The organism is Pseudomonas sp. LBUM1676 (genome assembly GCF_059695605.1).
The window spans coordinates 4,593,742-4,615,157 of the sequence record NZ_CP166777.1 but is presented as its reverse complement, the minus strand read 5'-3'; the positions used below and the strand labels follow the sequence as shown (position 1 = coordinate 4,615,157).

Sequence of the window (21,416 nt, the reverse complement as noted above, 5' to 3'; positions counted from 1 at the left end):
TCATTGCTCCTTGGCTTCGTTGCGGCCCAAGTGGAACGCCGTGACGGCTGCGGCTAGCAGTAGCATCGAGGCGAGTTCGACCACCAGCAGATAAGGACCGAACAGGCTGATGCCCACGGCCTTGGCGTCTACGGTGGTGTGGCCGATGGCCTGGCCGCTGGCGTCGCTGAACAGCACGTACAGCAGTTCAACCAGCAGCAAGGTGCCGAGGGCGACCGGGCCGAGCCAGATGCCGGGCTTGAGCCAGACGCGCTCTTGCTGAACCGAGGCCGGGCCCAGGTTCAGCATCATCACCACGAACACGAACAGCACCATGATGGCGCCAGCGTAGGCGATCACTTCCAGCACACCGGCAAACGGTGCGCCAAGGGCGAAGAACGTCATCGCCACGGCAATCAGCGAAATGATCAGGTAGAGCAGGGCGTGCACGGGGTTGGTGTTGGTGATCACGCGAAGCGTGGACACCACAGCGATACCCGATGCGAAATAGAAAGCGAATTCCATCTTTCTTCCTTAAGGCAGCAAGCTCTTCACGTTGATCGGTTCGGCTTCATTCTGCGCGGAGCCTTTTGGCTTACCGGCAATCGCCATACCTGCAACACGATAGAAGTTGTAATCAGGGTTTTTGCCGGGGCCGGAGATCAGCAGATCTTCTTTCTCGTACACCAGGTCCTGACGTTTGAACTCGGCCATCTCGAAATCCGGTGTCAGCTGGATCGCGGTGGTCGGGCAGGCTTCCTCGCAGAGGCCGCAGAAAATGCAGCGCGAGAAGTTGATACGGAAAAACTCCGGGTACCAGCGACCGTCATCGGTTTCAGCTTTCTGCAGCGAGATGCAACCGACCGGGCACGCCACGGCGCACAGGTTGCAGGCTACACAACGCTCTTCGCCATCAGGGTCGCGGGTCAGCACGATACGCCCACGAAAGCGCGGCGGCAGGTACACGGCTTCTTCCGGGTATTGCAGCGTGTCGCGCTTGCGGAAGGCATGGCCGAAGATCATCACCAGGCTGCGAAGCTGGGTGAAGAAGCCATGCACGATGTCAAAAATGTACTTCATGATTCTCTATCCTCACTGAGCCGCGACGGCGGGCGTGTTGAGCAACACGATCGCAGCGGTCACCAGCATGTTGACGAGGGTCAGCGGCAGGCAGAACTTCCAGCTGAAATCCATCACTTGGTCATACCGTGGGCGCGGAATCGAGGCGCGCAGCAGGATGAAGAACATGATGAAGAACGCAGTTTTCAGCGCGAACCAGATGAACGGGATCTGCGGCAGAATGCCGAACGGGCCGTGCCAGCCACCGAAGAACAAGGTCACCAGCAGCGCCGAAATCAACACGATGCCGATGTACTCGCCGACAAAGAACATGCCCCATTTCATGCCGGCGTATTCAATGTGGTAACCGTCGGCCAGTTCCTGCTCCGCTTCCGGCTGGTCGAACGGGTGACGGTGAGTCACGGCGACGCCAGCGATGAAGAAGGTCAGGAAACCGAAGATCTGCGGAATCACGAACCACAGGTTCTGCGCTTGATATTCAACGATGTCGCGCATGTTGAACGAGCCGACCTGGATCACGATGCCCATCAGCGACAGGCCCATGAACACTTCGTACGACACGGTTTGCGCCGAGGCCCGCAAGCTGCCCAGCAGGGCGAACTTGTTGTTGCTCGACCAGCCGGCGAACAGCACCGCGTAGACCGACAGACCGGCCATGGCGAAGAAGAACAGGATGCCGATGTTGATGTCCGCCACACCCCAGGTCGGGGTGATCGGGATGATCGCGAAGGCAATCAGCAAGGCGCTCATGGCCACGACCGGCGCCAAGGTGAAGATCACCTTGTCGGCGAACGGCGGCGTCCAGTCTTCCTTGAAGAACATCTTGATCATGTCGGCCGCGATCTGGAACGCGCCGAACGGACCTACGCGGTTCGGGCCGTAGCGGTCCTGCCAGAGGGCGAGCAGACGACGCTCGACCCAGCTCAGCAGGGCGCCGCACACCACAACGGCGAGCAGAATCACCACGGCCTTGAGGACCGCGATGATCACATCGATCACTTCAGGAGTGAACCAGGTCATTGAGCTGCCTCCTGCAGACCGTCAACGGATTTGCCAAAGATCGCTGGCGGAATACCGGCGATACCGGCCGGCAAGGCGACCAGGCCGGCACCCAGCTCTTCGTTGATGCGCAGCGGCAGACGCAGGGTCTGGCCAGCAACGCTCAAGCTGAGCATGGCACCGTCATTGACACCCAGGCGGTCGGCTTCGGATTTAGCCAAGGCGACGTAAGCGGCCGGAATGCGTTCCTGAACCGGTGCGGCTTTGGAAGAGTTCTCTTCGCTGCCGAACAGGTGGAAGAACGGCACAACCTGCCAGGTGCCTGGAGCCGGGTTGAACGCACGCGGAACACTGGCGAACCAGTTCAGCGAATCACCGGTGCTTTCGATCAGGCGGGTGCCCGGGTCGCCAGCACGAATGTGACCACCGACTTCGTCCTGGAACTTGTTCCAGGCTTGCGGCGAGTTCCAGCCCGGAGACCAGGCGAATGGCACTTGCTGACGCGGTTCGACCGAGCCCGAGTAACCTTCCATCGAGAACGAAAACGCGGTGTCTTTGTCCTGGGAGGTACGCGGTTCGTGCACGCTGATGTCGGCGCGCATGGCGGTCCGGCCACTGTAACGCAACGGTTCGCGGGCCAGTTTCAGACCCTTGATGCGGAACGCGGCGGACGGTGCGGCGTCGACGATGCGTGCCAGTTGCGGCGTGCTTGCGGCAACGGCAGCGGTGACGTGGTCCAGTTGGGTCCAGTCGATCGGCCGGTTCAGCAAGGTCGCGCGCAGGGCGTGTAGCCAGCGCCAGCCTTCGTGGACCAGGATGCTCGCGTCGAGGTAAGTCGGGTCGAAGACCTGGAAGAAGCGCTGGGCGCGGCCTTCCTGGCTGACCAGCGTACCGTCGCCTTCAGCGAAGCTGGCGGCTGGCAGGACCAGGTGCGCGCGATCGCTGGTAGCGGTTTTCTGATGGTCGGCCACGATCACCACTTTCGCGGCGGTCAGGGCGGCGTCGACACGGGCTTTGTCAGTGCGGGTGTACAGATCGTTTTCGAGCACGACGATGGCGTCGGCACGGCCAGAGATTACCGCTTGCAGCGCTTCGTCGACCGAGTTGCCACCGAGCATGGCCAGGCCGAGGCTGTTGGCCTCTGGCACGATCAGGCTGATGGAACCGTTCTTCTCGCGCAGCTTCAAGGCTTTGGCGATGTTCGCCGCGGCCTCGATCAGCGCTTTGGAACCCAGCGAGGTACCGGCAATGATCAGCGGACGCTTGGCCGCGAGCAGGGCGTCGGCAATGCGCTTGGCCAGTTCGAGGGCTTCAGTGTCCAGGCCTTCAACGGCAGGGGCGCTGGCGTCGAGGGCGTGAGCCACGGCGAAACCGATGCGGGCCAGGTCGTCTGGCGCGGCGTGAACACATTCTTCAGCGATGTCGTCGAGCTTGGTTTCTGCCAGGCTGGCGATGAACAGCGGGTTCAGAGCGTTCTGGCCGATGTTCTTCACCGCAGCGTCGAGCCAGGGCTGAACGCGCATGGCGTCGGCCATGTCTTCGGCCTTGCCCTTGACCGATTGACGCAGGGACAGCGCCACACGGGCGGCGGTCTGGGTCAGGTCTTCGCCGAGGACGAAGATGGCGTCGTGGTCTTCGATGTCGCGCATGTTCGGGATCGGCAGCGGGCTGTCTTTCAACACCTGCATCACCAGACGAATGCGTTCCAGCTCGGAGGCTTCGATACCCGAGTAGAAGTGTTCGGCTCCCACCAGCTCGCGCAACGCATAGTTGCTTTCGAGGCTGGCGCGGGGCGAACCGATACCGACGATGTTGCGCCCGCGCAGCAGGTCGGCGGCTTTATCCAGCGCTTCGTCGAGGGTCAGCTTGGCGCCGTTGGCCAGCAGTGGCTGACGCGGGCGATCCTTGCGGTTGACGTAGCCGTAGCCGAAACGGCCACGGTCGCACAGGAAGTACTGGTTCACCGAACCGTTGAAACGGTTTTCGATGCGACGCAGTTCGCCGTAGCGCTCGCCCGGGGAGATGTTGCAACCGCTGGAGCAGCCATGGCAGATGCTCGGCGAGAACTGCATGTCCCACTTGCGGTTGTAGCGCTCGGAGTGAGTCTTGTCGGTGAACACACCGGTCGGGCAGACCTCGGTGAGGTTGCCGGAGAACTCGCTTTCCAGGGTGCCGTCTTCAACGCGACCGAAGTACACGTTGTCGTGGGCGCCGAACACACCGAGGTCGGTGCCGCCGGCGTAGTCCTTGTAGAAGCGCACGCAACGGTAGCAAGCGATGCAGCGGTTCATCTCGTGGGAAATGAACGGGCCCAGTTGCTGATTCTGGTGAGTGCGCTTGGTGAAGCGATAACGGCGCTCGTTGTGGCCGGTCATCACCGTCATGTCTTGCAGGTGGCAGTGACCGCCTTCTTCACAGACCGGGCAGTCGTGAGGGTGGTTGGTCATCAGCCATTCGACGACGCTGGCGCGAAACACTTTCGCTTCTTCGTCGTCGATGGAGATCCAGCTGCCGTCGGTGGCGGGGGTCATGCAGGACATGACGATCCGACCACGCTTGTCGTTCTCGTCGGTGTACTGCTTGACCGCGCACTGGCGGCAAGCGCCAACGCTGCCAAGGGCGGGGTGCCAGCAGAAATAAGGGATATCGAGGCCTAGCGACAGACATGCCTGTAACAGGTTGTCTGCCCCATCGACTTCGAGCTCTTTGCCGTCTACGTGGATAGTGGCCATGGTTCAAAGGTCTTCGTTGGCCCGGTGTCAGCGGGCGTGGCTAATGGAATCTTGTTATCCGCGCGAATCTACACAGCCGCTTACGGCGTCATCGCACGAAAAGCGAAGGGCACGGACCCTTCGCCTTTTTTAAAGCGTTAAGCGCCGACTACGATCGGCCTTGCCAGAGGCGGGACGACGGCGCTGGTAGGCGCGATGCCGGCTTCGAACTCATGGCGGAAGTATTTGATTGCGCTGCCCAACGGCTCCACGGCACCCGGTGCGTGCGCACAGAAGGTCTTGCCCGGGCCGAGGAAGCCGACCAGACCCAGCAGGGTCTCGATGTCGCCGGCTTGCCCTTCACCGTTCTCGATGGCGCGCAGCAGCTTGACGCTCCACGGCAGACCGTCACGGCACGGCGTGCAGAAACCGCACGACTCGCGGGAGAAGAACTCTTCCATGTTGCGCAGCAGGGACACCATGTTGACGCTGTCGTCCACCGCCATGGCCAGGCCGGTACCCATACGGGTGCCCACCTTGGCGATGCCGCCGGCGTACATTTGAGCGTCCAGGTGTTCCGGCAACAGGAAACCGGTACCGGCGCCCCCTGGCTGCCAGCACTTGAGCGTGTAACCGTCGCGCATGCCGCCGGCGTAGTCTTCGAACAACTCGCGACCGGTGACGCCGAACGGCAACTCCCACAGGCCCGGGTTCTTGACCTTGCCGGAGAAGCCCATGAGCTTGGTGCCCATGTCTTCGCTGCCTTCGCGGGCCAACGATTTGTACCAGTCCACGCCGTCGGCAATGATCGCCGGCACGTTGCACAGGGTCTCGACGTTGTTCACGCAGGTCGGCTTGCCCCACACGCCCACGGCGGCCGGGAAGGGCGGCTTGGAGCGCGGGTTGGCACGGCGGCCTTCGAGGGAGTTGATCAGTGCGGTTTCTTCACCGCAGATGTAACGCCCGGCGCCGGTGTGGACGAACAGCTCGAAATCGAAGCCGCTGCCCAGGATGTTCTTGCCCAGCAGGCCTGCAGCCTTGGCTTCTTCCACGGCACGGTTCAGGTGCTTGGCAGCGGTGGTGTATTCGCCACGCAGGAAGATGTAGCCACGGTAGGTTTTCAGCGCGCGAGCACTGATCAGCATGCCTTCGATCAGCAGATGGGGCAGTTGCTCCATCAGCATGCGGTCTTTCCAGGTGTTCGGTTCCATCTCGTCCGCGTTGCACAGCAGGTAGCGGATGTTGATGGATTCGTCTTTGGGCATCAGGCCCCACTTCACACCCGTGGGGAAGCCGGCACCGCCGCGACCTTTCAAGCCCGAGTCTTTCACAGTCTGGACGATGTCGTCCTGGGCCATGTCGGCGAAGGCTTTGCGCGCAGCGGCGTAACCGTTCTTGGCCTGGTACTCGTCGAGCCAGACAGCTTCGCCGTCGTCACGCAGACGCCAGGTGAGCGGGTGAGTCTCTGCGTCACGCTTGATGCGGTTGGCAGGACCGAAGGAAGTCAGGGTCATACGTAGCCCTCGAGCAATTTGGCAACGCCGGCAGGCTGCACATCACCGAATGTGTCGTCGTCGATCATCAACGCCGGCGCCTTGTCGCAGTTGCCGAGGCAGCAGACCGGCAGCAGGGTGAAACGACCGTCGGCGGTGGTCTGGCCCAGGCCGATGCCCAGATTGCTCTGGAGTTCGCTGACCACGGACTCATGGCCGCCGATGTAGCAGACCATGCTGTCGCAGACGCGAATGATGTGGCGACCGACCGGTTGACGGAAGATCTGACTATAGAAGGTCGCAACGCCTTCGACGTCGCTCGCCGGAATGCCGAGGATCTCGCCGATGGCGTACAGAGCGCCGTCAGGCACCCAGCCACGTTCCTTCTGGACGATCTTCAGGGCTTCGATCGACGCCGCGCGCGGGTCTTCGTAGTGATGCAGCTCGTGCTCGATGGCCGAGCGCTCGGTTTCGCTCAGGGCGAAACGGTCTGTCTGGATAAGCGTGCTATTCATGCTTAGCGGTCCACGTCGGCCATAACGAAATCGATACTACCCAAGTACGCAATCAAGTCCGCGACCATGCTGCCTTTGATCACCGAAGGGATCTGCTGCAGGTGCGGGAAGCTTGGAGTGCGAATCCGGGTGCGGTAGCTCATGGTGCCGCCATCGCTCGTCAGGTAATAACTGTTGATGCCCTTGGTCGCTTCGATCATCTGGAAGGATTCGTTGGCCGGCATCACCGGGCCCCACGAAACTTGCAGGAAGTGCGTGATCAGGGTCTCGATGTGCTGCAGGGTGCGCTCTTTCGGTGGCGGCGTGGTCAGCGGGTGATCCGCCTTGTACGGGCCTTCCGGCATGTTGCGCATGCACTGCTCGATGATCTTGATGCTCTGGCGCATTTCTTCGACGCGCACGATGCAACGATCGTAGGCATCGCCATTGACGGCCAGCGGTACTTCGAACTCGAAATTCTCGTAGCCGGAGTACGGGCGCGCCTTACGCAGGTCGAAGTCGCAACCGGTCGAACGCAAGCCTGCACCGGTGACGCCCCATTCGAAGGCTTCTTTGGTGTTGTAGGCGGCGACACCGATGGTCCGGCCTTTGAGGATGCTGTTGTCCAGCGCGGCTTTCTGGTATTCGTCCAGACGCTTTGGCATCCACTCGACGAAGTCTTTCACCAGTTTTTCCCAGCCGCGCGGCAGGTCGTGAGCGACGCCACCGATGCGGTACCAGGCCGGGTGCAGACGGAAACCGGTAATGGCTTCGATCACCGTGTACGCCTTCTGACGGTCGGTGAACGTGAAGAACACCGGGGTCATGGCGCCGACGTCCTGGATGTAAGTCCCCAGGAACAGCAGGTGGCTGGTGATCCGGAAGAACTCGGCCATCATGATGCGGATGACGTCGACTTTCTCGGGCACCTTGATGCCGGCCAGCTTCTCGACCGAGAGCACGTACGGCAGGTTGTTCATCACGCCGCCGAGGTAGTCGATACGGTCGGTGTACGGAATGAAGCTGTGCCAGGACTGACGCTCGGCCATCTTCTCGGCACCACGGTGGTGGTAACCGACGTCCGGCACGCAGTCGACGATCTCTTCACCGTCCAGCTGCAGAATGATGCGGAAAGCACCGTGCGCGGAAGGGTGGTTAGGACCGAGGTTGAGGAACATGTAGTCCTCATTCGCACCGGAACGCTTCATGCCCCAGTCTTCAGGCTTGAAGCGCGCGGCTTCTTCCTCAAGCTGTTGCTTGGCCAGGGTCAGGGTGAACGGATCGAACTCGGTGGCACGGGCCGGGAAGTCCTTGCGCAGCGGGTGACCTTCCCAGGTGGGCGGCATCATGATGCGGGTCAGGTGCGGGTGACCTTTGAAGTCGATGCCGTACATGTCCCACACTTCACGCTCGTACCAGTTGGCGTTCGGCCAGATGCCGGTCACGGTCGGCACGCTGAGGTCGCTCTCGGACAAGGCGACCTTGATCATTACGTCACTATTACGTTCGATCGACATCAAGTGATAGAACACGGTGAAGTCGGCGCCGCTTGGCAGCCCTTGACGCTTGGTGCGCAGGCGCTCGTCCACGCCGTGCAGGTCATAGAGCATGACGTACGGCTTGGGCAGGTTGCGCAGGAAGGTCAGGACTTCGACGAGTTTGGCACGGGCAACCCAAAGCACCGGCATGCCGGTGCGGGTAGGCTGGGCGGTGAACGCCTCGGGGCCAAAACGGTTGTTCAGTTCGACGACCACATCCTGGTCGTCTGCCTTATAAGGCGGGATGTACAGAGCACTGCCTGTAGTCATGGTTATTTATCGCTTTCGGTCAACGTAAAGAATGAAGCCAGTGTCTCGTTCTATAAAAGAAGCAGATCTGGATCAGACTTCGTCGGGGCTGCGCAGGTTGGTTACCTGAATACGCTGTTCGCGGCGCTTTTCCTTCTCCGAAGGCATCTCGGCGCGATACACGCCTTGATCGCCGACGACCCAGGAAAGTGGGCGACGCTCCTGGCCAATCGACTCCTGCAACAGCATCAAGCCTTGCAGGAAAGCCTCGGGGCGGGGCGGGCAGCCAGGCACGTAGACGTCCACGGGCAGGAACTTGTCCACCCCTTGAACGACGGAGTAGATGTCGTACATGCCACCGGAGTTGGCGCACGAACCCATGGAGATGACCCATTTAGGTTCGAGCATTTGCTCGTAGAGACGCTGAATGATCGGCGCCATCTTGATGAAGCAGGTACCGGCGATAACCATGAAATCCGCCTGACGCGGCGATGCCCGGATAACCTCGGCGCCAAAGCGCGCGATGTCGTGGGGCGCCGTGAAGGCGGTGGTCATTTCCACGTAGCAGCACGAAAGACCGAAGTTGTACGGCCACAGGGAGTTCTTGCGCCCCCAGTTGATCGTGCCGTTAAGCACGTCTTCGAGCTTGCCCATGAAGATGTTTTTGTGGACTTGATCTTCTAACGGATCGGAAACGGTTTCCCGCTCGCCAATCGGATACTGCTCGTTAGGAGCATCGGGGTCGATCCTGGTGAGATTGTATTGCATTGCCAAAGCCTCATTGTTTCAGCTTCGCTTGCCGCTTGCGACGAGCTTCCGGAGCCCAGTCAAGGGCGCCCACTCGGAACAGGTAGACAAGACCTGCCAACAGAATTGCTATGAAAACGAGAGCTTCGACGAATCCGGTCCAGCCGCTTTCGCGGACGGACACAGACCAGGCAAAGAGAAAAAGGGCTTCGATATCGAAGATCACGAAGAGCATCGCGACCAGATAGAATTTGGCTGAGAGCCGCAAGCGGGCGCCACCTGTAGGTAGCATGCCGGACTCGAACGGTTCGTTTTTGCTGCGGCCCCAGGCTTTTGACCCGAGGAGGCTGGAGACGCCGAGCATGAAGGCGCACAGGCCGACAACGCCCAGAAGGAAAATGGCAAAGCCCCAGTTGTGGGCCATGAGTCCTGTCGCTTCGGGCATGCTGGAAATCCTTAACAGAGAGCAAAGGTCTCTGAGCTTGAAATAGAAACAACGCAGTGACGATATGTCGCAGCAATCGATCCCGCTGATTTTATGGCTAAACAGACAGCAAGTAAAATTCAGATAGCGAAATTATTGGGCGGAATAAGGACATGGCGAGCCCCGAAAAGCCTGCGGCCCATGCGTTGCGGGCATTAGCCGGCATTTGGCGAATTATGTTTTGTAGGAAATGTAACGAACATAGTTTTGGCTAAATGATAATCAATATTGTTTGGGTGGCTTTTATAACTTTGAAACGGGGTAGTGAGTGGGAAGTTGTCTTATATGCGCGTTACTGTATGTAGTGGGCGGGGGGGGTTTACCTTGTTCTTCTGAGCGAGAAACTGCTGTGGATCAATGATTTTTCCTGAATCACCACCGACCCCTGTGGGAGCGAGCCTGCTCGCGAAAGCGTCGGATCAGCCACCATCGCCGGTGAATGATAAATCGCTTTCGCGAGCAGCTCGCTCCCACAGGTTTTTTCAGCGCACGGTAAATCCCGGGCAAAAAAACGCCCCGAACCAGTCGGGGCGTCAGATGTGCGACGTTGCGGTTAGCTTTCTACTCGGTCCGCAACGGCCGTTTGCTCAGATCAGTGGAACTGTTCTTCTTCAGTCGAACCGGTCAGCGCGGTGACCGAAGACGAGCCGCCCTGGATCACGGTGGTCATGTCGTCGAAGTAGCCGGTGCCCACTTCCTGCTGGTGAGCCACAAAGGTGTAACCCTTGGCGGCGTCGGCGAATTCCTGCTCCTGCAGCTTCACGTAGGCAGTCATGTCGTTGCGGGCGTAGTCGTGCGCCAGGTTGAACATGCTGTGCCACATGTTGTGAATGCCGGCCAGGGTGATGAACTGGTGCTTGTAACCCATGGCGGACAGTTCGCGCTGGAACTTGGCGATGGTCGCGTCGTCCAGGTTTTTCTTCCAGTTGAAGGAAGGCGAGCAGTTGTACGACAGCAGTTGGTCCGGGTATTCCTTTTTGATCGCTTCAGCGAAGCGACGAGCCTCGTCCAGATCCGGCTTGGCGGTTTCGCACCAGATCAGGTCGGCGTACGGCGCGTAGGCCAGGCCGCGAGCGATGGCCTGGTCGAGACCGGCGCGCACTTTGTAGAAGCCTTCCTGGGTACGTTCGCCAGTCACGAACGGCTGGTCGTACGGGTCGCAGTCGGAAGTCAGCAGGTCAGCCGCGTTGGCGTCGGTACGAGCCAGGATGATGGTCGGCGTACCGGCCACGTCAGCTGCCAGACGAGCAGCGGTCAGCTTCTGTACGGCTTCCTGGGTAGGAACCAGTACCTTGCCGCCCATGTGCCCGCATTTTTTCACGGAAGCCAGTTGGTCTTCGAAGTGAACGCCGGCGGCGCCTGCTTCGATCATGCTTTTCATCAGCTCGTAGGCGTTCAGTACGCCGCCGAAACCGGCTTCGGCGTCAGCCACGATCGGAGCGAAGTAGTCGATGTAACCTTCGTCGCCCGGGCCTTTGCCGGCTTTCCACTGGATCTGGTCGGCACGACGGAACGAGTTGTTGATGCGCTTGACCACGGTTGGAACCGAGTCCACCGGGTACAGCGACTGGTCCGGGTACATCGATTCGGCGGAGTTGTTGTCCGCGGCGACTTGCCAGCCCGACAGGTAGATGGCCTGGATGCCGGCTTTGACTTGTTGTACCGCCTGGCCGCCAGTCAGGGCGCCCATGCAGTTGACGAAATCTTTCTCAGGACGGAAGGACGGCTTGGCGCCCTGGGTCACCAGGTTCCACAGCTTCTCGGCGCCCAGTTTTGCAAAGGTGTGCTCAGGTTGAACCGAGCCACGCAGGCGGACGACGTCAGCAGCGGAGTAAGCGCGTGTCACGCCTTTCCAGCGTGGGTTTTCAGCCCAATCTTTTTCGAGGGCTGCAATTTGCTGTTCGCGTGTCAGTGCCATGGAGATAAACCTCGTCGCGTCTTTTACGGAAAGTTGTTCTGCGGTGAAAAACTCATGCTCGCTGACCAGAAGCTTAGGTGGTCAAGTCGGATTCGGCGGGGATGGCGACGGGATGAACGATGGGCTCGAGGGGGAAGTGAGCAGGTAAGGGCAAACTGGCGAGCGCATTCGGGCGTCGTGGGCCTTTATACAAACTTCAGTGTGGAGCCGGGTTACCTAATTACGCTTCCGTCCCTCGGGACAACTTCGTTCCAGTCGGCAACCTCGTCAAACACACCTTGTGGGCGGTACAGACACGAAGCGGCTCGCGGGGTAATAGCGAGCTACGCTTCGAAGGCCCTTGCCAGGGCCCCTGATTAGCGGGAGCGAGGCCATCATGCCTTTGCTTTTTTGTATCGTCAAACGTTTTGTAGTGCTTTTTTTATGGCACTACATCTTTGGTCTAATACGACTAATCAGTCAGTTTTCGGTGATTCAGTCCAAAGTATCGACTTTCACCCGCAGGGTCATGTCATCCCGGCCCTGAGTCGAGTAGCCGCGGGTCAGGCCCTGTTTATCGGCCTGGGTCTGGCGATTCACGCCGGCCAGGGTGATCCACTCGCCCAGGCGGCCCGTGACAGTTGTGTCGGTACTTTGCACGTTCACTACATCGGGACGTTCCTGGCTGATGCGGTCACGATTGGTGCTGATCGCCAGGTGAACGGTTTCGCCGGTGACGCTGGCGGTGACGTAGAAGCCTTGGGTGACGTTGCGGTACTCGGTCTGGCTGCGCAGGTCGCCGTAAGCGTCGGTCTGGGTGCTGGTCAGCGGCACGCTCTGACCAACCTGGATCAACGCCGGTGCGCCTTCGCTGGCCTGGATTTGCTGGATACCACCGTCCCGGCTGTCGGTGCTGCGATTGATGATGCGGGTCTGGCCCGGCTGGGCGCCGTTTACCGAGTAACCCTGGTGATCCTGGAAGTTGTTTTCGCTGGTGTCGACGGTGATCAGCAGGCGCTTGGGTGCGGTGTCGAGTTGGGCGATTAGGGCTTTAAGTTCGTCGATCTTGCGCTGATCGGCGTTGACGATCAATTGGTTGCCGTAGGCGCTGACCTGGCCGTCCTTGCCGATGAAATCCTGGGCCATCGGCAGCATGTCGGCGCTGGTGTGGTAGTTCAGGGGCACGATCTCGGTGGCGGCCATGACCGAAACACTGCAGGTCAGTAGCAGCGTGGTGAGCAGGGTGCGTAGGGACATCTCCGTTATCTCCGACATCATGATGGGTTGATATTGCCAGTTTGTCGGCCTGGGGTGGGGCAAGTTGAATCGTAGACAGCAAAACGCCCCGGCATCCGAGGATGGCGGGGCGTTTTGGGGTGTTCTTTCGGGCTTTTGTGGCGAGGGAGCAAGCTCCCTCGCCACAGGGTCTCAAGCCGAATGCCGCACCATGTCCACATGCGGAATCCCTGCTTCCAGGAATTCCTCACTGACCAGGCTGAAACCCAGGCGCTCATAGAACGCCGTGGCCTGCACCTGGGCGCTCAACTTCTGCTGCTTCAGCCCGCGCTTCTCGGCTTCGCCGATCACCGCTTGCATCAGCGCATCGCCGACTTTCAAGCCGCGCCAGTCCTTGAGCACCGACACCCGGCCGACGTGACCGTCAGGCAGCAGGCGGGCGGTGCCAATTGGAAAGTCGCCTTCGAAGGCCAGAAAATGCACCGCTGTTGCGTCATCGGCATCCCATTCCAGCTCAGGCGGAACGGATTGCTCGGCGATGAACACCGTCTCACGAATGCGCCGGATCTCGGCGTTGTCCTTTTGCCAGTCTGCGACACGTACGTGAATCTTATTCATCGGCAAACCCCAGGCTTCCTTGCTTGATCAGCTCGCACAGCAGGCCGCGACCGTCTTCGTCGCTCAGCCACTCGCCCAAGTTGTCGACGTGCAACGCGTCGGCGGCGCAAATCAGCTTCAGCAGCTCGCGCAGTTTGCCCGGCAGGTAACGGCTCTGGCCGCTGGCGAACAGCAGCAGGTCGTCATCGACTTCGGACCAGGCCAGGCGCGCGCTCGGGTTGCGGATCAGCACCGCGCCTTGCTCGAGGCTGGCAAGCAGATCGTCTTCTTCGATTTCTTCCGGGCCGACCACCAGTTCCGGGTAGCGCGGCTCGGTCATGAACTGGCCGAACCAGGTCAGCAGCAGACGCTCATCGCTCATGTGCTCGGCCAGCAGGCCTTTCAAGCGATCGAGGGCGTCATGCTGGATCTGATGTGGATCGACCGCAGGCAGGGCGTCGGCGTCGGTGTAGCGCTCTTCGTCCGGCAGGAACTGGCTGAGGAAGTCGGTGAAGTGGGTCAGCACTTCTGCGGCACTCGGCGCGCGGAAACCTACGGAGTAGGTCAGGCAGTCGTCGACGGCCACACCGCAGTGAGCCAGGCGCGGTGGCAGGTAGAGCATGTCGCCCGGTTCCAGCACCCACTCATCGGTGGCTTCGAAATCCGCGAGGATGCGCAGGTCGGCGTGTTGCAGCAGCTTGCTCTCGGAATCGCACATCTGGCCGATTTTCCAGTTGCGCTTGCCGTGGCCTTGCAGCAGGAACACGTCGTAGTTGTCGAAGTGCGGACCGACGCTGCCACCCGGGGCGGCGAAACTGATCATCACGTCGTCGATGCGCCAGCTCGGCAGGAAGCGGAAGTTCTCCAGCAGCTCGGCGACTTCCGGTACGAACTGGTCCACGGCCTGAACCAGCAGGGTCCAGTCACGTTCCGGCAGCTTGCTGAACTCGTCTTCGGCGAACGGGCCGCGACGCAATTCCCAGGGGCGCTCGCCGTTCTCGATGATCAGGCGCGACTCAACTTCTTCTTCCAGCGCCAGGCCGGCCAGTTCGTCGGCGTCGATCGGACTTTCGAATTCAGGAATCGCCTGGCGGATCAGCAGGGGTTTTTTCTGCCAGTAGTCGCGCAGGAACTCGCGCGCCGTGATGCCACCCAGAAGTTGAAGAGGAATGTCAGGATTCATGTGTAACCTATTGAAAAAAAGCACTTTTCAGACGGGAATAAAAACGCCCGGCGCTGCCGGGCGTCTCAAACGGGTACAACGGTCGATCAGATGCGTTTGGCTTGCTCTACAGCGTTGCCGATGTAGTTCGCCGGGGTGAGCAGTTTCAGCTCGGCCTTGGCCGCGGCTGGCATGTCCAGGCCGTCGATGAAAGTTTGCAGTGCTTCAGGGCTGATGCCCTTGCCACGGGTCAACTCTTTGAGCTTTTCGTACGGGTTTTCGATGTTGTAGCGACGCATGACGGTCTGGATCGGCTCGGCCAATACTTCCCAGCACGCGTCCAGGTCGGCAGCGATTTTCTGGGCGTTGAGCTCCAGCTTGCTGATGCCTTTGAGGCTGGCTTCGTAGGCGATCACGCTGTGGGCGAAGCCGACACCGAGGTTGCGCAGTACGGTGGAGTCGGTCAGGTCGCGCTGCCAGCGGGAGATCGGCAGCTTGCTCGCCAGGTGCTGGAACAATGCGTTGGCGATACCCAGGTTGCCTTCGGAGTTTTCGAAGTCGATCGGGTTGACCTTGTGCGGCATGGTCGAGGAACCGATTTCGCCAGCGATAGTGCGCTGTTTGAAATAACCCAGGGAGATGTAGCCCCAGATGTCGCGATCGAAGTCGATCAGAATGGTGTTGAAGCGCGCGATCGCGTCGAACAGCTCGGCGATGTAGTCGTGGGGTTCGATCTGCGTGGTGTACGGGTTGAAGCCCAGGCCCAGCTCGTCTTCGATGAAGGCGCGGGCGTTTTCTTCCCAGTCGATCTCAGGGTAGGCCGACAGGTGAGCGTTGTAGTTGCCGACGGCGCCGTTGATCTTGCCCAGCAGCGGAACGGCAGCGACCTGGGCGATTTGACGCTCCAGACGGTAAACCACGTTCGCCAGTTCTTTGCCCAGGGTGGTCGGCGAAGCCGGTTGGCCGTGGGTGCGCGACAGCATCGGCACGTCGGCGAAACGGATCGCCAGTTCGCGGATGGCTTGGGCAGTCTGGCGCATCAGCGGCAGCATTACGTCATCACGGCCTTCGCGCAGCATCAGGGCGTGGGACAGGTTGTTGATGTCCTCGCTGGTGCAGGCAAAGTGGATGAATTCGCTGACCTTGGCCAATTCCGGCAGCTTGGCCGCTTGCTCTTTGAGCAGGTATTCGATGGCCTTGACGTCGTGGTTGGTGGTGCGCTCGATCTCTTTCACACGCTCGGCGTGTTCCAGGGCGAAGTTGTCCGCCAGGGTATTCAACACCGCGTTGGCTTCGGCGGAGAACGCCGGCACTTCGCTGATGCCAGGGTGAGCGGCCAGGCGCTGGAGCCAGCGCACTTCAACCAGGACGCGAGCACGGATCAGGCCGTATTCGCTGAAAATCGGGCGCAGGGCCTGGGTTTTGCCGGCGTAGCGGCCGTCAACAGGGGAAACCGCAGTGAGCGAAGAAAGCTGCATGGGGTGTTCTCGGACAGTCGGGCAACGAAATGGGGCGCGTATCATACATGAAAAAATCCGCCGGTCCGTTGCCAACTGACCGGCGTATTACGCGTTACAAATTACCAATAGGTGTTGCGGGCGCGGTTCAGCTGCTGCGCATCAGCGGGTAAAGCTCTTTGAGCAACTTGCGACGGCTGATCACCAACTGCCAGCGATGGCCGCCCAATTGGCGCCACAGGCGTGCCGAGCGAATCCCGGCCAGCAGCAGGGCGCGGATTTTCGAGGCATTGCTCGGTTGCTGCAGGTTGCGCATATCACCGTGGACCTGGATCCGCTGGCGCAGGGTGCTCAAGGTGTCCTGATACAGCGCGCCGCAGGCGGCAATCACGTTTTCGTGGGCTGCACCAAAGTGTTCGACCTGGGACTGGATCTGCGGCAGCCGCTTGCCGATCTCGTCCAGCATGTCGCCGCGTTTGGCCAACTGACGCTCCAGACCCAGCATCGCCAGTGCATAACGCAGCGGTTCGCGCTGAAGGGTGCTGGGATCACGCTCCAGGGCACCGATCAGCGCCCGGTAGCCTTCACGCAGATTGAGGTCGTCGCCGCCGTAGACTTCAAGGGTGTCCTTGGGATCGCGAATCAGCAGGCTGCCGAGCATGCAGGTCAGGCCGGCTTCGGTGGTCTGGCCGGTCTTGGCGATCTTGTCGACCAGCACCGCGGCGAGAAACACGCCGCCCAGTGCCGTCAATTGTTCCTGGGTCGGGTTCATTGGGCTTGGCCCTTGCTGGTGCTCTTGCTCGTCCAGGGTTCGGCGACTTCGATCACACCGCCGCCGAGGCAGATTTCACCGTCGTAGAACACCACCGATTGTCCCGGGGTGACCGCGCGTTGCGGGTCATCGAAGGTCGCGCGGTAGCCGGTGGCGGTCTTTTCCAGCGTGCAGGGCTGATCGCTCTGGCGGTAACGGACCTTGGCGGTCAGCTTGCGCGGCTCGGTCAGGTCGATCGGGTTGACCCAATAGATATCCGAGGCCAGCAGGGCGCGGGAAAACAGATAAGGGTGGTCATTGCCCTGGCCAACGATCAGCTCGTTGTGCTCCAGGTCTTTGATCAGCACGTACCAGGGTTCGTCGCTGGCGTCTTTCAAGCCGCCGATACCAAGGCCCTGACGCTGGCCGATGGTGTGGTACATCAAGCCGTGGTGACGGCCGATGACTTCGCCTTCGGTGGTCTTGATCTCGCCCGGCTGGGCCGGCAGGTACTGCTTGAGGAAGTCGCTGAAGCGGCGTTCGCCGATAAAGCAGATCCCGGTGGAATCCTTTTTCTTCGCCGTGGCAAGCTGGTGTTTCTCGGCGATCGCGCGCACTTCGGGTTTTTCCAGCTCGCCGACCGGGAACAGGGTCTTGGCGATCTGTTCACCGCCGACGGCGTGCAGGAAGTAGCTCTGGTCCTTGTTCGGGTCCAGGCCCTTGAGCAGCTCGGTGCGGCCATCGATGTCGCGGCGGCGCACGTAGTGGCCGGTGGCGATCAGGTCGGCGCCGAGCATCATGGCGTAGTCGAGGAACGCCTTGAACTTGATCTCGCGGTTGCACAGGATGTCCGGGTTCGGCGTGCGACCGGCCTTGTATTCGGCCAGGAAGTGCTCGAACACGTTGTCCCAGTACTCGGCGGCGAAGTTGGCGGTGTGCAGCTTGATGCCAATCCTGTCGCACACGGCCTGGGCGTCCGCCAGGTCGTCCATGGCGGTGCAGTATTCGGTTCCATCGTCTTCTTCCCAGTTCTTCATGAACAGGCCTTCCACCTCATAACCCTGCTCGATCAGCAGGAGAGCGGAAACGGAAGAGTCCACGCCGCCGGACATGCCGACAATGACGCGCTTCTTTTGTGTGTCAGAAGGGGCTGGATCACGCATAGGGATTCAATGAGTGTCTTGAAAAAGGACGCGATTCTAGCAGGCCGCAGCCCACAAGGCTAAAGAGAAGGGCGGATCAATTCGAGTCCGAAGTGTTGGCCGTCCAGATAATCATCGATACAGCGGATGATCAGCTCACTGCGCCAGTTTGCGCGCTGTGCCAGCAATTCGTCACGCGTCAGCCACTTGGCGCCGACGATGCCGTCGTCCAGCTGATAGTCCGGGTGATGTTTGAGCGCTTTGGCGCTGAAGCAGACCCGCTGGTAAGTCACGCCGTTGCTGGGGGCGGTGTAGAGGTAAATGCCCACCACACCGGTCGGCTCGACGTCCCAACCGGTTTCTTCGAGGGTTTCGCGCACGGCGGCGTCGATCAGGGTTTCGTCCGGGTCGAGGTGACCGGCGGGCTGGTTGAGTACCGTTCGTCCGTGCTTGAGTTCTTCGACCATCAGGAAGCGGCCGTTGTCTTCGACGATGGTCGCGACGGTGATGTGGGGTAGCCAATCCATAAAGCTTCCTCGAGTTCCAAAGGTTGAAACACTATCCCTGTGGGAGCTGGCCTGCCAGCGATTGCGATTAGTCAGTCACCATCAATGTTGAATTGAATGATAAGCCGCTATCGCTGCGATGCGGCGTTCCGACAGGCCAGCTCCCACAGGGTTTTGCGTTGTCTTCAAAAACACAAACCCCGGCACAGGGCCGGGGCTTGTGATGTTCCCTTACAACCTTAAACCAACGCGGCAATCGCGGTGTTGAAAGTGTTGCTCGGGCGCATGGCCTTGCTGATCAGCTCGGCATTGGCGTGGTAGTAACCGCCGATGTCCACTGGCTTGCCCTGAACGGCGTTGAGCTCGGCGACGATGGTCGCTTCGTTCTCGGTCAGGGTCTTGGCCAGCTGGCCGAACTGCGCCTGCAGTGCAGTGTCTTCGGTCTGGGCGGCCAGGGCTTGAGCCCAGTACAGCGCCAGGTAGAAGTGGCTGCCGCGGTTGTCGATGTTGCCGACTTTGCGCGATGGCGACTTGTTGTTGTCCAGGAACTGGCCGGTAGCCTGATCCAGGGTCTTGGCCAGCACCAGCGCCTTAGGGTTGTCGTAAGTCACGCCCAGGTGCTCGAGGGAAGCGGCCAGGGCCAGGAACTCGCCCAGGGAATCCCAGCGCAGGAAGTTTTCTTCCACCAGCTGCTGAACGTGCTTCGGTGCCGAACCGCCAGCGCCGGTTTCGAACAGACCGCCGCCATTCATCAGCGGCACGATCGACAGCATCTTGGCGCTGGTGCCCAGTTCCATGATCGGGAACAGGTCGGTCAGGTAGTCGCGCAATACGTTGCCGGTCACCGAAATGGTGTCCTTGCCTGCGCGAGTGCGGTCCAGGGTGAACTTCATCGCGTCGACTGGCGCCATGATGCGGATGTCCAGGCCTGCGGTGTCGTGATCCTTCAGGTAAGCCTGAACTTTCTCGATCACTACGCCGTCGTGGGCGCGCATCGGGTCCAGCCAGAAAATCGCTGGCGTGGCGCTTGCGCGAGCACGGTTGACGGCCAGTTTGACCCAGTCCTGGATCGGCGCGTCTTTGGTCTGGCACATGCGGAAGATGTCGCCGGCTTCAACCGGTTGCTCCAGCAGCAGGCCGCCTTTGCTGTCGGTAACGCGGACAACGCCGTTGGCCTTGATCTGGAACGTCTTGTCGTGGGAGCCGTACTCTTCGGCTTTTTTCGCCATCAGGCCAACGTTTGGCACGCTGCCCATGGTGGTCGGGTCGAAGGCGCCGTGCAGCTTGCAGTCTTCGATCACCGCCTGGTAGATGGTGGCGTAGCAGCGATCCGGGATCACCGCCTTGGTGTCGTGCAGCTGACCGTCGGTGCCCCACATCTTGCCGGAGTCACGGATCATCGCTGGCATCGAGGCGTCGACGATGACGTCGCTCGGCACGTGCAGGTTGGTGATGCCTTTGTCGGAGTTGACCATGGCCAACGACGGACGAACGGCATAGACCGCCTGGATGTCGGCTTCGATCTGCGCTTGTTGCTCGGCCGGCAAGGCCTTGATGCGAGCGTACAGGTCGCCGATGCCGTTGTTCAGGTTGAAGCCGATCTGTGCCAGCACGTCAGCGTGCTTGGCCAGTGCTTCTTTGTAGAACTCGGCAACGATCTGGCCGAACATGATCGGGTCGGAGACCTTCATCATGGTGGCTTTGAGGTGAACCGACAGCAGCACGCCCTTGGCTTTGGCGTCTTCGATCTCGGCAGCGATGAAGCTGCGCAGAGCGTTTTTGCTCATGACCGCGCAATCGAGGATCTCACCGGCTTGCACGGTGGTCTTTTCTTTCAGGACGGTGGTGGTGCCGTCCTGGGCGATCAGTTCGATTTTGACGGCATCAGCGGCGTCGATCAGGGCCGCTTTTTCGCTGCCGTAGAAATCGCCGGTGCTCATGTGCGCGATGTGGGACTTGGAGTCTTTGGCCCAGGCGCCCATTTTGTGCGGGTGCTTGCGCGCGTAATTCTTGACCGACAGCGGAGCACGACGATCGGAGTTGCCTTCGCGCAGGACCGGGTTGACGGCGCTGCCCTTGATCTTGTCGTAGCGCGACCTGGCGAGTTTGTCGGCGTCGCTGGTCACGGTTTCCGGGTAGTCCGGCACTGCGAAGCCCTGGGCTTGCAGTTCCTTGATCGCGGCTTGCAGTTGCGGAACCGAGGCGCTGATGTTCGGCAGCTTGATGATGTTGGCTTCAGGCGTAACGGCCAGGTCGCCCAGTTCGGCGAGGTGGTCGGCTACGGCCTTGTCACCCAGTTGCTCGGGGAAGCTGGCCAGGATGCGCCCTGCAAGAGAGATATCGCGGGTTTCCACGGCGATATCAGCGGAGGCGGTGAAGGCCTCTACGATAGGCAACAGTGAATAGGTGGCGAGGGCGGGGGCTTCGTCGGTGAAGGTATAGATGATCTTCGAGCGGGTGGGCATATTCGGATTAACTCTCTCTTCTTTGCTAAAGCGTGCGCAGAAAAACTCGAGGGGCGCCGGGTAAGCGCGTTCGTTCAAAGTCATCCATGAGCCGAATGTCGAGATTTGTGCGCGGTGATGTTGGGTGCATCAGTCGAGCGTCAAGCGGGTGGATTGCGGTAACAATCCTGCTTTTTCGGGCCCCAAGCCTTGTAGTTGAAAGGTCGGCCGTCGTGACTCTATGGTCAGCGGGCGGCATTATACATAGGTAGCTGGCAATCTGCCGATGGTTCATACACAACGAATGTCGTCCATTGGTCTAAAGGTCGCAGGGGAGTACGGGGCGTAGAGTCTCGCACCGTGCTTGAGTTTGGCGCTTTTCCCTTTTCTTTCAGGCTTGTAGATCCCGCGCCGCGCAGCTTTGCGGCAGATGGATGGAACATAGGGTTT

The 21,416-nt window shown here is 60.4% G+C and carries 18 protein-coding genes; all 18 read right to left on the bottom strand.

Going from position 1 to position 21,416, the window contains the following annotated elements; genetic code table 11:
• Window positions 1-504, bottom strand: a complete 504-nt coding sequence (gene nuoJ, locus ACA041_RS21415; protein ID WP_007905076.1) for an NADH-quinone oxidoreductase subunit J — start codon at window positions 502-504, stop codon at window positions 1-3.
• A 9-nt stretch (window positions 505-513) separates the two neighbouring features.
• A complete protein-coding gene (nuoI, locus tag ACA041_RS21410) occupies window positions 514-1,059 on the bottom strand; it encodes an NADH-quinone oxidoreductase subunit NuoI (protein ID WP_200889382.1) in 546 nt (181 codons plus the stop codon).
• Window positions 1,060-1,071: 12 nt separating this feature from the next.
• Window positions 1,072-2,079: an NADH-quinone oxidoreductase subunit NuoH gene (gene nuoH / locus ACA041_RS21405; RefSeq protein WP_497437232.1), complete on the bottom strand. Its 1,008-nt coding sequence runs from the start codon at window positions 2,077-2,079 to the stop codon at window positions 1,072-1,074.
• Window positions 2,076-4,790 (bottom strand): NADH-quinone oxidoreductase subunit NuoG, encoded by a 2,715-nt coding sequence (gene nuoG, locus ACA041_RS21400; RefSeq protein WP_497437229.1) that lies wholly within the window; start codon window positions 4,788-4,790, stop codon window positions 2,076-2,078. Before nuoG ends, nuoH begins: the two co-directional genes overlap by 4 nt.
• A gap of 137 nt (window positions 4,791-4,927) precedes the next feature.
• Window positions 4,928-6,283, bottom strand: a complete 1,356-nt coding sequence (gene nuoF, locus ACA041_RS21395) for an NADH-quinone oxidoreductase subunit NuoF (RefSeq protein WP_497437225.1) — start codon at window positions 6,281-6,283, stop codon at window positions 4,928-4,930.
• Window positions 6,280-6,777 (bottom strand): NADH-quinone oxidoreductase subunit NuoE, encoded by a 498-nt coding sequence (gene nuoE, locus ACA041_RS21390; RefSeq protein WP_497437222.1) that lies wholly within the window; start codon window positions 6,775-6,777, stop codon window positions 6,280-6,282. Before nuoE ends, nuoF begins: the two co-directional genes overlap by 4 nt.
• Window positions 6,778-6,779: 2 nt before the next feature.
• On the bottom strand, window positions 6,780-8,564 hold the full coding sequence (gene nuoC / locus ACA041_RS21385) for an NADH-quinone oxidoreductase subunit C/D (protein WP_497437218.1): 1,785 nt from the start codon (window positions 8,562-8,564) through the stop codon (window positions 6,780-6,782).
• A gap of 72 nt (window positions 8,565-8,636) precedes the next feature.
• Entirely contained in the window at window positions 8,637-9,311 is a 675-nt protein-coding gene (locus tag ACA041_RS21380; protein ID WP_047527662.1) for a NuoB/complex I 20 kDa subunit family protein, read from the bottom strand.
• 10 nt (window positions 9,312-9,321) lie between these two features.
• Window positions 9,322-9,735: an NADH-quinone oxidoreductase subunit A gene (locus ACA041_RS21375; RefSeq protein ID WP_003223812.1), complete on the bottom strand. Its 414-nt coding sequence runs from the start codon at window positions 9,733-9,735 to the stop codon at window positions 9,322-9,324.
• Window positions 9,736-10,366: 631 nt separating this feature from the next.
• Window positions 10,367-11,692: an isocitrate lyase gene (gene aceA, locus ACA041_RS21370; RefSeq protein ID WP_008032724.1), complete on the bottom strand. Its 1,326-nt coding sequence runs from the start codon at window positions 11,690-11,692 to the stop codon at window positions 10,367-10,369.
• Between the two features lie 474 nt (window positions 11,693-12,166).
• Window positions 12,167-12,928, bottom strand: a complete 762-nt coding sequence (locus ACA041_RS21365) for a secretin N-terminal domain-containing protein (protein WP_497437214.1) — start codon at window positions 12,926-12,928, stop codon at window positions 12,167-12,169.
• A gap of 171 nt (window positions 12,929-13,099) precedes the next feature.
• Window positions 13,100-13,525, bottom strand: a complete 426-nt coding sequence (locus tag ACA041_RS21360; RefSeq protein WP_497437211.1) for a GNAT family N-acetyltransferase — start codon at window positions 13,523-13,525, stop codon at window positions 13,100-13,102.
• Window positions 13,518-14,687, bottom strand: coding sequence for a ribosomal protein uL16 3-hydroxylase (locus ACA041_RS21355; RefSeq protein ID WP_497437207.1), 1,170 nt, complete (start codon window positions 14,685-14,687; stop codon window positions 13,518-13,520). Before ACA041_RS21355 ends, ACA041_RS21360 begins: the two co-directional genes overlap by 8 nt.
• An 86-nt stretch (window positions 14,688-14,773) precedes the next feature.
• On the bottom strand, window positions 14,774-16,144 hold the full coding sequence (purB, locus tag ACA041_RS21350) for an adenylosuccinate lyase (protein WP_497437203.1): 1,371 nt from the start codon (window positions 16,142-16,144) through the stop codon (window positions 14,774-14,776).
• A 127-nt stretch (window positions 16,145-16,271) separates the two neighbouring features.
• The gene (hflD, locus tag ACA041_RS21345) at window positions 16,272-16,895 is read right to left on the bottom strand and encodes a high frequency lysogenization protein HflD (RefSeq protein WP_064678738.1); all 624 of its coding nucleotides are present in this window, start codon (window positions 16,893-16,895) and stop codon (window positions 16,272-16,274) included.
• Complete coding sequence (gene mnmA, locus ACA041_RS21340) at window positions 16,892-18,037, bottom strand: tRNA 2-thiouridine(34) synthase MnmA (protein ID WP_497437199.1); 1,146 nt, start codon at window positions 18,035-18,037, stop codon at window positions 16,892-16,894. Before mnmA ends, hflD begins: the two co-directional genes overlap by 4 nt.
• Before the next feature lie 59 nt (window positions 18,038-18,096).
• On the bottom strand, window positions 18,097-18,543 hold the full coding sequence (locus ACA041_RS21335) for an NUDIX hydrolase (RefSeq protein ID WP_497437195.1): 447 nt from the start codon (window positions 18,541-18,543) through the stop codon (window positions 18,097-18,099).
• A gap of 218 nt (window positions 18,544-18,761) precedes the next feature.
• The gene (locus tag ACA041_RS21330) at window positions 18,762-20,987 is read right to left on the bottom strand and encodes an NADP-dependent isocitrate dehydrogenase (protein ID WP_497437190.1); all 2,226 of its coding nucleotides are present in this window, start codon (window positions 20,985-20,987) and stop codon (window positions 18,762-18,764) included.
• Between the last annotated feature and the right edge of the window lie 429 nt (window positions 20,988-21,416).

What these genes read in the sequence shown, in the direction of transcription:
- nuoJ (WP_007905076.1), bottom strand. Translation starts at nt 504, where the DNA reads ATGGAATTCGCTTTCTATTTCGCATCGGGTATCGCTGTGGTGTCCACG.
- nuoI (WP_200889382.1), bottom strand. Translation starts at nt 1,059, where the DNA reads ATGAAGTACATTTTTGACATCGTGCATGGCTTCTTCACCCAGCTTCGC.
- nuoH (WP_497437232.1), bottom strand. Translation starts at nt 2,079, where the DNA reads ATGACCTGGTTCACTCCTGAAGTGATCGATGTGATCATCGCGGTCCTC.
- nuoG (WP_497437229.1), bottom strand. Translation starts at nt 4,790, where the DNA reads ATGGCCACTATCCACGTAGACGGCAAAGAGCTCGAAGTCGATGGGGCA.
- nuoF (WP_497437225.1), bottom strand. Translation starts at nt 6,283, where the DNA reads ATGACCCTGACTTCCTTCGGTCCTGCCAACCGCATCAAGCGTGACGCA.
- nuoE (WP_497437222.1), bottom strand. Translation starts at nt 6,777, where the DNA reads ATGAATAGCACGCTTATCCAGACAGACCGTTTCGCCCTGAGCGAAACC.
- nuoC (WP_497437218.1), bottom strand. Translation starts at nt 8,564, where the DNA reads ATGACTACAGGCAGTGCTCTGTACATCCCGCCTTATAAGGCAGACGAC.
- ACA041_RS21380 (WP_047527662.1), bottom strand. Translation starts at nt 9,311, where the DNA reads ATGCAATACAATCTCACCAGGATCGACCCCGATGCTCCTAACGAGCAG.
- ACA041_RS21375 (WP_003223812.1), bottom strand. Translation starts at nt 9,735, where the DNA reads ATGCCCGAAGCGACAGGACTCATGGCCCACAACTGGGGCTTTGCCATT.
- aceA (WP_008032724.1), bottom strand. Translation starts at nt 11,692, where the DNA reads ATGGCACTGACACGCGAACAGCAAATTGCAGCCCTCGAAAAAGATTGG.
- ACA041_RS21365 (WP_497437214.1), bottom strand. Translation starts at nt 12,928, where the DNA reads ATGTCCCTACGCACCCTGCTCACCACGCTGCTACTGACCTGCAGTGTT.
- ACA041_RS21360 (WP_497437211.1), bottom strand. Translation starts at nt 13,525, where the DNA reads ATGAATAAGATTCACGTACGTGTCGCAGACTGGCAAAAGGACAACGCC.
- ACA041_RS21355 (WP_497437207.1), bottom strand. Translation starts at nt 14,687, where the DNA reads ATGAATCCTGACATTCCTCTTCAACTTCTGGGTGGCATCACGGCGCGC.
- purB (WP_497437203.1), bottom strand. Translation starts at nt 16,144, where the DNA reads ATGCAGCTTTCTTCGCTCACTGCGGTTTCCCCTGTTGACGGCCGCTAC.
- hflD (WP_064678738.1), bottom strand. Translation starts at nt 16,895, where the DNA reads ATGAACCCGACCCAGGAACAATTGACGGCACTGGGCGGCGTGTTTCTC.
- mnmA (WP_497437199.1), bottom strand. Translation starts at nt 18,037, where the DNA reads ATGCGTGATCCAGCCCCTTCTGACACACAAAAGAAGCGCGTCATTGTC.
- ACA041_RS21335 (WP_497437195.1), bottom strand. Translation starts at nt 18,543, where the DNA reads ATGGATTGGCTACCCCACATCACCGTCGCGACCATCGTCGAAGACAAC.
- ACA041_RS21330 (WP_497437190.1), bottom strand. Translation starts at nt 20,987, where the DNA reads ATGCCCACCCGCTCGAAGATCATCTATACCTTCACCGACGAAGCCCCC.